The organism is Microbacterium sp. BF1 (assembly GCF_019279095.1).
Taxonomy (GTDB): Bacteria; Actinomycetota; Actinomycetes; order Actinomycetales; family Microbacteriaceae; genus Microbacterium; species Microbacterium maritypicum.
Genome location: NZ_JAGYWT010000023.1, coordinates 1 through 11,591, shown reverse-complemented (window position 1 = coordinate 11,591; position 11,591 = coordinate 1). Strand labels below are relative to the sequence as shown.

Annotated in this window: 10 protein-coding genes and 2 pseudogenes; 3 read left to right on the top strand and 9 right to left on the bottom strand. The window is 69.1% G+C overall.

Annotated features, from left to right (window positions below; translation table 11 throughout):
* From KZA10_RS01715 to KZA10_RS01675, 9 genes and pseudogenes are all read right to left on the bottom strand, one after another.
* Window positions 1–609, bottom strand: a 609-nt coding sequence (locus tag KZA10_RS01715; protein ID WP_218682010.1) for a DUF917 domain-containing protein, incomplete at its 3' end; no start/stop codon positions are given.
* On the bottom strand, window positions 606–1,706 hold the full coding sequence (locus KZA10_RS01710; protein ID WP_141386886.1) for a DUF917 domain-containing protein: 1,101 nt from the start codon (window positions 1,704–1,706) through the stop codon (window positions 606–608). The genes KZA10_RS01715 and KZA10_RS01710, both read right to left, overlap by 4 nt.
* A gap of 1 nt (window position 1,707) precedes the next feature.
* Window positions 1,708–3,255: a hydantoinase/oxoprolinase N-terminal domain-containing protein gene (locus KZA10_RS01705; protein WP_218682009.1), complete on the bottom strand. Its 1,548-nt coding sequence runs from the start codon at window positions 3,253–3,255 to the stop codon at window positions 1,708–1,710.
* Window positions 3,256–3,295: 40 nt separating this feature from the next.
* Window positions 3,296–4,633, bottom strand: a complete 1,338-nt coding sequence (locus tag KZA10_RS01700; protein WP_218682008.1) for a cytosine permease — start codon at window positions 4,631–4,633, stop codon at window positions 3,296–3,298.
* Window positions 4,634–4,856: 223 nt separating this feature from the next.
* On the bottom strand, window positions 4,857–6,260 hold the full coding sequence (thrC, locus tag KZA10_RS01695) for a threonine synthase (protein WP_218682007.1): 1,404 nt from the start codon (window positions 6,258–6,260) through the stop codon (window positions 4,857–4,859).
* Window positions 6,261–6,348: 88 nt separating this feature from the next.
* A complete protein-coding gene (locus KZA10_RS01690) occupies window positions 6,349–6,855 on the bottom strand; it encodes a methylated-DNA--[protein]-cysteine S-methyltransferase (RefSeq protein WP_218682006.1) in 507 nt (168 codons plus the stop codon).
* Window positions 6,856–6,896: 41 nt separating this feature from the next.
* Window positions 6,897–7,661 (bottom strand): annotated as a pseudogene (locus tag KZA10_RS01685) (rRNA adenine dimethyltransferase family protein).
* A gap of 223 nt (window positions 7,662–7,884) precedes the next feature.
* Window positions 7,885–8,487: a response regulator transcription factor gene (locus KZA10_RS01680; protein WP_218682005.1), complete on the bottom strand. Its 603-nt coding sequence runs from the start codon at window positions 8,485–8,487 to the stop codon at window positions 7,885–7,887.
* The gene (locus tag KZA10_RS01675; RefSeq protein WP_218682004.1) at window positions 8,484–9,683 is read right to left on the bottom strand and encodes a histidine kinase; all 1,200 of its coding nucleotides are present in this window, start codon (window positions 9,681–9,683) and stop codon (window positions 8,484–8,486) included. Before KZA10_RS01675 ends, KZA10_RS01680 begins: the two co-directional genes overlap by 4 nt.
* Before the next feature lie 155 nt (window positions 9,684–9,838).
* Here KZA10_RS01675 and KZA10_RS01670 point away from each other — a divergent pair, with 155 nt between their 5' ends.
* The 3 genes and pseudogenes from KZA10_RS01670 to KZA10_RS01660 all read left to right on the top strand — a co-directional run bounded on the left by KZA10_RS01670 (window position 9,839) and on the right by KZA10_RS01660 (window position 11,445).
* Window positions 9,839–10,387 carry a hypothetical protein gene (locus KZA10_RS01670; protein WP_017828076.1) on the top strand — a complete coding sequence of 183 codons (549 nt, stop codon included), beginning with the start codon at window positions 9,839–9,841 and terminating at the stop codon, window positions 10,385–10,387.
* A 63-nt stretch (window positions 10,388–10,450) separates the two neighbouring features.
* A complete protein-coding gene (locus tag KZA10_RS01665) occupies window positions 10,451–10,786 on the top strand; it encodes a helix-turn-helix transcriptional regulator (protein WP_218682003.1) in 336 nt (111 codons plus the stop codon).
* A pseudogene (locus KZA10_RS01660) lies at window positions 10,786–11,445 on the top strand (cation diffusion facilitator family transporter). Before KZA10_RS01665 ends, KZA10_RS01660 begins: the two are co-directional and overlap by 1 nt.
* The last annotated feature ends 146 nt before the right edge of the window (window positions 11,446–11,591 follow it).

The following is an 11,591-nucleotide window of genomic DNA, read 5'->3' as shown; positions in this document are numbered from 1 at the left end:
CACGGCCGTGCGCCGCACGTCTGCTCCGGTCATCGCGTACTCGGCGATGTGTCCGACGCCGCCGAGGCGGATGGTGACAGCCCGGGCGAGCCACTCCATCTGGCGGTCGTCGTCGCCGGTGTCGATGACGACCTTCTCGCCCCGTTCTCCGGCGAGCGCGAGAGGCGAGCCATGCACGCCGTAGACGGCGAAGGTCTCCATCGACAGTTCGGGGAAGGCGCGCCCCATGCCGTCGGCATCCACCACCGGCAGCCCGGTCTCGGCCGCGACGATGAGCGGGATCATCGAGTTGATCCCGCCGCACTCGATCGGCATCGTCGCATCCGCCGTCCGCCCGAGGTGCTCCTCGAGTGTGCGCAGAGCCAGGGTGGGCTCCGTGCCGGCGGGGATCTTCTCGACCATCACGGTGGGGGCGCCCATCTGAGCCGTCGGGATCACGAACAGGTCGTCGGGGAGCTCGTCCGGGTCGAGGATCGTGATGCTCCCCTCCCCCAGCACACGCTCGACCAGCATCTTGCCGATATAGGGATCGCCTCCGCCGCCCGTGCCGAGCAGCGTCGCACCGCGAGCGAGGTCGGGGAGGTCAGCGGCCGTGAGCTGCCAGCTCATACCGCGACTCCCGTCCGGACGGTCCCCGCGGAGACGCTGCCGTCGAAGCGATGCGCCGCCATGTCGTATCCGAAGTAGCCGGGGCCGACCATCGCCAGCGCCGCGTCCGAGTGCCAGCGCTCGTCGGCGGGGGCTGCGATCACCCGCACCCGCTGCCCGTAGCGCAGGGCCTCGGTCGTGATCGGCTCGCCGGATTCGCCGTCGAGCACCATGATCAGGTCGGGAGTGGTCGCGAGGACCTCCCCGTCGGCTTCCGCCACCAGATGCTCGTTTTGGAACTGCAGAGTCAGCCTCGCACCGTCGTCGCCGTCGATACGCGCACGTCCGCGAGCGAAGCCGGTCGTGGTGGCACGGTGCACGTCGACGACCTTTCCGTCGAACAGCTCGCGCCCGCCGAGGAGGTCGACCACCCCCGCGACCGGGTCCGTCTTCGCATCCCGGGCCGCAGCGATGCGCTGACCGATCTCGATACAGCGCGAGAGCGACCCCGAGACCATCGACTCGCGCGCCGCGGCGCCCGACATCGAGAATCCGGAGATCATGACCGAACAGCCCATCTCGACGCAGGCGACACGGGCGATGCGCTCGGTCCATGAGTTGTCGACCGTCTGTAGCACTCCGGTGTTCCCCTTCTCGTCGCTGAACGCGAGTGGCGATGCGGTCACGCCGTACAGGGTCGGGAGCACCATCTGCAGCTCGGGGAACGCGCGCCCCATGCCGTCGGCATCGATCAGGGGCAGCCCCAGCGCTGCGGCGGCGGCGATCGGTATGGTCGAATTCACACCGCCCACCTCTGCGCACGCGATGTGGGTGACGGGGCGCCCGAGGTGGATGCCGAGGGCCTTGACCGGTTCGACCACCTCCGCGAGGCTCGGCAGCTTCTCGACCATGACGGTCGGTGCGCCCATCATCGCGACGAACAGCACGAGTGCGTCATCGGGCACCTCATCGAGGCCGACGACCGTGACGTCGCCGGAGACGAGTGCCTGACGGGCCAGGAGCGCACCGATGTACGGGTCTCCTCCCCCACCGGTGCCGAGGACGGCCGCGCCGCGCGCGAGCCCGTCGATGTGGGCGGGAGTGATGGTCCAGCTCATGTCACGCTCCCATGTCGAGGTCGCCGACGGCCTTCACGCGGATGCGCGTCGCGTTGCCGGGAAGGTAGGGGATCGGCACCTCGTCGAAGTCGATGATCGACACGGTCGAGGGCTCGGCGCCGGCCGCGATCGCCTTGTCGACGGCTTCTGCCCGCACCTCGGCGATCGTCTCCTCGCGACGGCCGGGTTCGATCGCGTAGACCTTGTCGATCTCTCCGCCGACCTGCGCGATCGATGCGCCGATGGCATTCGCGACCGCATAGTTCTCAGGGCGGTGTACGGTCCCGAACAACGGCAGCTCATCCGGGAGCAGGATGGAGCCGCCGCCGACCGCGACCACCGCGATGGGCTCGGGCGAGGTCCGCATGCGGTCGACGGCTTCGGACACGCGCTCAGCGATGCGGGCGAGCACGCGCTCGACGAACACCGGGTCGAGGTGTGCGACCCTGCTCGCATCTCCCACCTGTGCGCGTCCGGCCGCGACCGCGATGTCGGTGGCGGTCAGGGTCGATCCGCCGAAGACCAGAGCCTCCGTGTTCAGCTTGTAGCCGACGGATGCCGGCCCGACCTCGGCCGTCTCCTCATCGACGATGCTGCCGCCGCCGATGCCGAGCGAGAGCACATCAGGCATCCGGAAGTTCGTGCGGATGCCCGCGACCTTCACCTCGTTCGCCGTCTCACGCGGGAAGCCGTTGATCAGCAGGCCGATGTCGGCCGTGGTGCCACCCACGTCGATCACGGCGCAATCGTCGAGGCCGCTCGTGGCGGCGGCACCGCGCATCGAGTTCGTCGGCCCCGAGGCGAAGGTCGCAACCGGGTAACGGCGTACGTACTCCTCGTCCATGAGCGTGCCGTCGTTCTGGCTGAGGAAGATCGGCGCCTCGATGCCCTGGGCGCGCACGGCCGAGGTGAGCCCGTCGACGATCTCGGACGCGAGTTCACGCAGCGCGGCGTTGATGATCGTCGCGTTCTCGCGCTCGAGGAGCCCGATGCGTCCGATCTCGTGGGACAGCGAGATGGCGGCATCCGCCCCCAGCACCTCGGCGACGATCTCCGCCGCCCGCACCTCGAGGTCGTGGTTGACCGGGCTGAAGACCGAGGAGATGGCGACCGAGCGGATGCCATGCACCTTCATGTCCTCGGCGTGCGCCCGGATCTCCTCGGGGTCGAGGGGCGAGATCGGCCGGCCGTCGAACTCATAGCCGCCGTGCGCGAGGTAGCTGCGAGCCTGTGTGGCCTCGACGAGCACCTCGGGCCAGTCGATCAGAGGAGGCAGAGCCCGCGTTGCGGGCAAGCCGAGCCGCAGAGCGGCGACGGGTGCGAGCCGGCGCGCCTGCACGAGCGCGTTGATGAAGTGCGTCGTGCCGATCATGACGGCATCGATGTCTGCGCCCTCGAAGGAGTGTCCGGTGCGCAGATCCTCGATCGCCTGGATGATGCCGCTGGTGACGTCGGGGGTGGTCGAGTGCTTCACCCCCGCCAGAGTGCGGGTGCCGTCCATGAGGACTGCGTCGGTGTTGGTGCCGCCGACGTCGATACCGATGTGCATGATTCTCGCTTTCCTGGGAGGGATGTCTGTCTCGGGCGGCTCAGGCCGTCGCTGCTTGTTCGACCGGGGTCGCCTGCCGCGTCGTCGCCACTCCGACGCCGCGGACCCAGCCGAGCTTTCCTGCCACGATGTACAGCACCATCGACAGGAAGAGGCTGAGCAGCGATGGGATGCCCCAGGTGACGAAGTAGCCGACCAGCGCGGAGACCAGCCAGACGACGATCGTCGCGGGGACGATGCGCGGCGCGGTCGCCGGGAGAGTGCCGGCCTCGCGGGTGGCGTCCAGATCAGGACGCCAGCGGCGTACCACGTAGTACTCGGCGACCATGATGCCGGCGATCGGCGGGAACGCGACACTCAGCACGATCAGGAACTCGGTGAACTGTCCGAGGATGCCGACCGCGGCGAGGATGGATCCGACGACGCCCAGCACGATCGTCGTGGTGACGCGGTGCAGGTTCTTGCCGAATGCGGTGGAGATGAAGTTCACCAGGCCCAAGGTCGAGGAGTACAGGTTCCAGTCGTTGATCTTCAGCGTGCCGGTGAGCACGATGAACAAGCCGATGAAGCCGACCGACGACGTGACGATCGCGACGATGTCTCCGGTGGCGGCAGCGTGGGCCAACAGTACGCCGGCGAGTCCGATCACGAATTCGCCGAGCGAGACACCGAGCACGGTCTGCTTGACGACGTCGGCGCGTGAGCGGTTGAAGCGGGTCATGTCACCCGTGATGATCGCACCGACGATGAGGCCGCCGGCGACGATGCCGGTTCCAGCCCACACGCTCATGGTCGGACCGGGCGCGGGCCCCGTGAGCAGCTCACCGATGTCGTGCCGGCTCAGCTCGGCGATGACCGACCAACCGACCAGGATCAGGAACAGCGGCACGGTGATGTTCGCGAGCCACTGCATCCCGACGAATCCGAAGGCCACGATCGCGGTGACCGCGAGGCCGAAGATGAGGCTCCAGGCCCACACGGGCAGCGCACCGGGCATGAGGGCGTCCAGCGACTGCGCGGAGATCGCCGACTGGATTCCGAACCAGCCGATCAGGCTGATGCCGATCGCGAGCCCGACCAGCGAGGCTCCGATCTCACCGAAGCCGGTCCAGCGCGCCAAGAGCGCGGTGTTGAGCCCCTCCCGCTGCCCGATGAACCCGACCACGCACATGATCACCTCGAGGATGAGCGAACCGAAGAGGAAGGCGAGGACGGCCTCGCCGAAAGTCATGCTGTAGCCGAGGGTCGCGCCGAGGAGGAACTGCGAGAGGGCCGAGACCTGTCCGAATCGCTGCACGGCGATTCCGAACCAGGGCTTTCGGGCCTCGGGAGTCACTCGGGAGAGCGCGAAGTCGTCTGCGTGCGCCGTGCGTGCCATGAGGATCCTTCGGGAGGAGGGAACGGGTTGTGCGCCACAGTAGCGACGCTTCCCACACAGCCGACATGTGCATATCGCACGAGGATCGCCATCGGATGTGCTGATCGCACATCCGCACCGCTTCCGCGACCGGGCGAGACCTCGCGTCAACGACGAGACCCACTCCCGCCGACGCCGGCGGGAGTGGGTCTCGATTCGAAGCGTGGGTCTGGCGACCGCGGAATCAGTGCAGCGCGTTCGCCTGGATGAAGGCGCGGAGCGCGTGCTCGTCGTCGGCCATCTCGGTCATATGCTGCGGGGCATCGAGCATCTCCTGCAGCTCCGGCGCATAGCCGAGCTCGACGCCGATGGCCTCGTGGATGGTCTCGGCGAACTTCTCCGGCTTGGCGGTCTCGAGCACCAGCATCGGCACGCCGGGCTCGACATACTCGCGCGCGACCTTGACGCCGTCGGCCGTGTGCGGGTCGATGACCTCACCGGTCGTCTCGTACACCGAGCGGATGGTCGCCAGTCGGTCCTCGTGGGTCGACGTGCCGCTGACGATGCCGAACTCCTCGAGGAAGCGCTCCTGCTCGGAGGAGAAGTCGAAGTGGCCCTGTGCCTCGAGGTCGTCCCAGGCGCCGACGACGCGGGCAGGATCACGGTCGACCAACTCGAAGATGAAGCGCTCGAGGTTCGATGCCTTGGAGATGTCCATCGAGGGGCTGGAGGTCGCGAGCGTCTGGGCGGCGCTGCGCGGGCGGTAGACGCCGGTGCGGAAGAACTCGTCCAGCACGTTGTTCTCGTTCGCGGCGAGCACGAGGCGACGGATCGGCAGCCCCATCTGCTTGGCGAAGAACCCGGAGAGGATGTTGCCGAAGTTCCCGGAGGGCACGGTGAACGACAGTTCGGTCCAGCCGCCGGCATCTGTGGCGCGCAGCCAGGCCCAGAAGTAGTAGACGGTCTGCGCCGTGATGCGCGCCAGGTTGATCGAGTTCACCGCGCCGAGGTGCTGCGCACGCTTGAAGTCGAGGTCTCCCGCGAGCTTCTTGACCAGGTTCTGGCAGTCATCGAAGACCCCCTCGACCGCGATGTTGTGCACGTTCGCGTCATCGAGCGAGAACATCTGCGCCCGCTGGAATGCGCTCATGCGCCCCTGCGGCGACAGCATGAACACGGCGACCCGCTCCTTGCCGCGCAGGGCGTGCTCGGCCGCCGAGCCGGTGTCTCCCGAGGTGGCACCGAGGATGTTGAGCACGGAGTCGTTGCGCTCCAGCGTGTATTCGAGCACCTGGCCGAGGAACTGCATGGCCATGTCCTTGAACGCCAGGGTGGGGCCTTCGGAGAGCCCGACCAGAGTCAGATCATCATCGATCGCCCGCAGCGGCACCACACCGTCGGGGAAGTCGGCGTAGGCCGCATCCGTCATCCGCGCCAGGTCCGCGCGCGGGATGTCGGTCGCGAACAGGCCGAGCACCTCGGTCGCGAGCTGCGGGTAGGTCAGCGCACGCCAGCGCTCGAGCGTCTCGCCGTCGACGGTCGGCATGACCTCGGGCACAGCCAGGCCGCCGTCGGGCGCGAGGCCCTCCAGCAGCGTCTCGCTGAACGACTGCGGCTGCATGCCGCCGCGGGTGGAGATGAACTGCACGTTGGCTCCTCGGCTCGGGACTCGGCCCGTCCATTCTCGCAGGGTGTTCGCACCAGAAATGACGCGATGACGGAAGCCCGGCGTCGGCTCAGAACAGAGACGCCGGCAGAGCCCCCTCATGCTCGAGCAGCCAGCGCTTGGTCTCGAGTCCCCGCCCCTCGTCACCGCCGGAGTATCCGCCGAGCCCGTCGCCCGCGACGACCCGATGGCAGGGGACGATCAGCGGAACGGGATTAGCGCCCATGATCGATCCGATGCCCCTGGCCGGCACCTCCGTGCCGCTGCGCGCCGCGAGCCCGCCGTAGGTGATCGTCTCCCCCTGCCCGACTGTCTCGTGGAGGGCCGTGAGCACCGCCCTCGTCGCCGCGGTCTGCTCGCCGAGATCGATGGGAACGTCGAAGCGACGCAGTGTGCCGTCGAAGTAGGCGGTGAGCTGCCCCAGCGCTTCGGCGAGCAGGGGATCGACGGCGGGGTCCTGCGGGACGACTACGCCCTCGGGCGGAGTCGACCGCCACATGACGCGGGTGATCGCCGCACCGTCGCTGACCACGCCGATGACACCGACGGGAGTCGAGAGCGTTCCGAAGGCCGACATGCGTCGAGGCTACCTCCGACTCCCGACCCCCGACAGCTGTGTCACCCTCGAGCGACCTGATGCCAGAGCGCTGCCCAGTCCTGCGGACGGAGATCGCGCGGAAGGCGACGCTCCCCCGCGCCGGAGTCCGCCACCGCACGTCGCGCCCGCGGCATCGGGAGGCGAGCGGCTGTCGCCACGATCGCGGGGAGACCGCCTCCGCGCCCCGTGAACATGGCCCGGACGAACGCGTCGTACGCCCGTCGGTCGGCGTCCGGCACGAGGGGTGAACCACGACGGGTGATCGCGAGCAGACCGCCGTCCACGCTCGGCTGCGGCGAGAACCCCCACGCCGGCACCCGACCCTCGAGGGAGAACTCGAACCACGGCGCCGACTGCGCCGTCATCATCGTGCCGCCGCCGACGCCTGCCCGCTTGCGCGCCACCTCCCACTGCGTCAGGAGTACCGCGTCATTCCAATACCCGCTCGACAGCAGCCGCCGCAGGATCGGCGTCGTCAGATGGAAGGGGATGTTGCCGACGACGACCTCGGCATCGAACGGGTGCCGCGTGGCATCGGCGACCTCGACGCGCACTCCGGGCAGCGCCCTGCGCAGTCGGTGCACGCGGTGCTCGTCGACGTCGATCGCGGTGAGCGGCCTGCCCAGTTGCGCGAGTGCGCGGGTCAGCGCGCCGTCACCGCAGCCCAGTTCCAGGATCTAACCGGAGGTGCAACCGACGAGGGTGGAGAGGCGGGCGAGGGTCGGACGGTGGGTGAGGAAGTTCTGGCCGAGTTCGTGACGGCCGCCATGGATTGAACGAGGCATGAGTGCGCTCCAGAAGAAGAATCGGAGCACCCCGAAGGAGGGAGGACGCGGAGAGCGTCAGTGAGGACTGCCCGTCCCGAGGTGCGATGACATCTCGGTGGACGGCGCGCAGATGCGTGCGAAGAGCGAGCGCGCCGTCAGGCGCGGCGGTCGCGTACGACGAAGGTGCGCCCCATCATGGGCGCAGCGCATATTGTTCCCATGTCCGTCAGCCTATGGGCCGTCAGATCCAGCCGCGTTCCTCGGCGATGAGCACGGCCTGCTGACGCGTGCCGACCGAGAGCTTCCCGAGGATGACGGAGATGTGGTTGCGGACGGTCCCGGGAGCGAGCGAGAGTGCCCGCGCGATCTGCCCGGTCGTCTCTCCGCGACGGCCCGCCCGCAGCACGTCGAGCTCGCGATCCGTCAAAGGCGAGCGCTCATCGCTCAGAGCGTCCGCAGCGATCTCCGGATCGACGTAGCGGGCTCCTGCCGCGACGCGGCGGATGACCGCTGCGACCTCGTCCGCTCCGCGAGACTTCGGCAGGAAGCCTGCCACCCCGGAGGCCAAGGCACGGCGCAGCACCCCCGGACGCGCATGGCGGGTGACGACCACGCAACGCGTCGCGATCGCCCTGTTCACCTTCTCGGCCACCTGCACGCCGTCGAGGCCCGGCATCTCCAGGTCGAGCAGACACACGTCGGGCTGCAGCCGGAGCGCCTCGGCGACCGCCTGCTCACCGTCGGCGCACTCTGCGACGACGTCGATGTCGGGCTCCAGCCGCAGCAGGGCCGCGAGGGCCGAGCGGATCATCCCTTCGTCATCGGCGAGTAGCACCCGGATCATCGCGCCTCCTCCGAGGTCGAGGGCACGGTCACTGCCACGACGAACTCATCGGCATCGCGCCGCACGTCGAGGGAGCCGTGCGCCTCCTCGATCCGCCGCCGCACGCCCTCGAGACCCGAGCCGTCATGTTCGATCTCGGCGCCGACCGCCACGTCGTTCGCGATCTCGTAGCGCCACGCATCGGCCGTCCGGGTCAGCACGAGGCGCGCATGCACCCCGCCGCCGTGCCGCAGGACGTTCGTGGTCGTCTCCCGGATGACGGGTCCGAGAGCGGACGCCGGCGCCGCATCGGCATCCGCATCGATCGCGGCATCCACCTGCAGTCCGGCCGCGGTCAGCAGATCACGGGCGTTAGCCAGCTCGTCTCCGAGCGGGACAGAGCGGAACCGCATCGCGAGGTCTCTGGTGCCCTGGCGTGCCTCGTCGACGCTGATCCGCGCCGCGTGAAGCTGCTGCATCCCCGCCTCCGGGTCGTCCGGCAGCAGACGCTCGGCGAGTTCCAGCTGCAACGCGACGACCTGGAGATGGTGCCCTTGCAGGTCGTGCACATCGGTCGCCACGCGCAGGCGCTCCTGGGTCGCGGCGAGCCGGGCCTCGGACGCCCTTGCGCGGTCGAGGGTCACCAGCACATCCCACCACCACAGCGAGCTCACGCTCATTCCGGGCAGCATCGCCCCGTAGATGACCGGCATCCACCAGGGAAGCCGGATGCCCACCCCGCTCGTCGCCGAATCGACCAGGGCGAGCGCGATCAGGAGGAAGGTCGCCGCGGCGACGACCCGCACCCGCACGCCGCGAGGCCAGCTCAGCAGGACGAAGAACTGCACCACCGGCATGGCGGCGAGTTGCCAGCTGCCGACGAGGAGACCAGCCGTCACTCCGTAGCCCAACGCGACGACGAACGGCACAGCCAGCCGACCCCAGGCGACCCCGGGTTCCGCATCGAGGCGGTGGCGATAGTCCAGGAGCAGCATCAGCGTCGACGCGCACCAGAGCAGACCACCGAGACCGATGAACAGCAGGATGCCTCCGCTCAGATCGACCGCGGCGGCGATGCCCGTCCACGCTCCGACGAGCATCAGCTCGATGAACAGCACGGCCGACACCGTGTACCACCAGGTCGCGGTGATGCCACGCGCGAGCTGACGGGAGCCTGGCGCGGGTGCGGCGGCGAGGGTAGAGGGAACGCGGGTCACGCTCCCACGATAGAGCCGTGACAGTTGTCACGGTCTCGTCGTGCGATCCGCCCGGGAAGCGGTGACGGGCCGACACTGCCGCGGAAGGGCGTGCTCGGCTGGACTGGAGTCATCGCGGCGGAGACTCCGTTCGCACCGACAACCGGGAGCATCCCATGAACCTCATCGAGAACTTCCAGAACCTGGTGGCTCAGGTCCCCGAGCTCGTGCAGCCGCTCATCGTCGCCCTCGCCGGCGCGGTCCCCTTCATCGAGGGCGAGGGCGCGGTGAGCATCGGCATTCTCGGCGGCATCTCCCCGGTGATCGCCGCGATCGCCGCGATCGTGGGCAACTTCCTCTGCGTCCTGGTGGTGGTGCTGGTGAGCTCGGGAGCGCGCCAGGCCGTCGTGAACCGTTCGCGCGCCAAGACCGCAGCGCTCGCCGGTGCCGGCGGGGGCACGGTCGAGGAGCCGGTCGCGGAGGTCTCGGACACGGGCCGTGGAAGCGCCCGACGCGAGAAGTTCCAGCGGGCTTTCGAACGCTACGGCGTGCCGGGGGTCAGCCTGCTCGGACCGCTCCTGCTGCCGACGCAGTTCACCGCGACGATGCTCGCCGCGTCCGGCATCGGCAGGGCGCGCATCCTGTTCTGGCAGGCGGTGGCGATCATCGGATGGACCACCGTCGTCGCCGTCATCGTCGGAAGCGCGGTGTACGCCATCCGCTGATCTGTCACGGAAGAGCTGAATTCAAGGCTTCTTGAATTCAGCCTTTTCTGTACAGTGGGGTGCGTGACCACCGCTCTCGCCTCGCTCACCCACACGGCCGCCGTCGCCCGACTCGGGCACGCGCTCTCGGATCCCACCCGCGCCGGAGTTCTGCTCGCACTGCGCGAAGCGCCCCGCTATCCCGCCGACCTCGCCGACGCCCTCGGCGTCTCACGCCAGGCGATGTCGAACCACCTCGCGTGCCTGCGCGGATGCGGACTCGTCGAGAGCGTCCCCGACGGCCGACGCAGCAGGTATCGGCTCGCGGACCGCCACCTCGCACCGGCCCTCGACATGCTCATGCGCGTCATGCTCATCGTCGAGCCGGACTGCTGCGCGGGCGACGGCTGCACCTGCTGATGACCACGTCCACCGCATCGCGACGCGAAATCCTGCACCGCCGCATCCGTCTGATCGTCGGCGTCACCATCGGCTACAACCTGATCGAGGCGGTCATCGCGATCGGTGCGGGATCCGTCGCGTCGTCGGCAGCGCTCATCGGTTTCGGCCTCGACTCGACGATCGAGGTCCTCTCCGCGGCCGCCGTCGCCTGGCAGTTCACCCGCCGCGATCCCGCGCGCTGGGAGAAGCCGACGCTGCGCGTGATCGCCGTGGCATTCTTCGCCCTCGCGATCTACGTGACGACGACGTCCGTAACGGCTCTCGTCACCGCAGAACGCCCGGAGCACAGCACGATCGGCATCCTCCTGACCGCCGCGAGCGTCGTCGTCATGCCCTTCCTGTCGTTCGCCGAGCGCCGCGCGGGTCGCGAGCTCGGCTCGGCCACGGCGGTCGCCGACTCGAAGCAGACGCTCCTCTGCGCGTATCTCTCCGCCGCGGTGCTGGTCGGCCTGGTCGCCAACTCCCTGCTCGGATGGTGGTAGGCCGATGCGGTCGCCGGGCTCGTGATCGCCGCGTTCGCGGTACGCGAGGGCATCGAGGCGTGGAAGGGCGACGCCTGCGCGACCTCGGTCGGCATGCTCCTCGAAGACGACGACCAGCACGAGAGCGACCGCTGAGGCGAGCAGCGCGACCTGCACCTAGGTTGGGGAGATGGATGCCGCTCCCCCACCACCCGGAGACCTGCTCGGACGCACGGTGCTGGTCACCGGAGCGAACGCGGGCATCGGCTACTGGTGCGCGGAGCAGCTCTCCACCCGAGGGG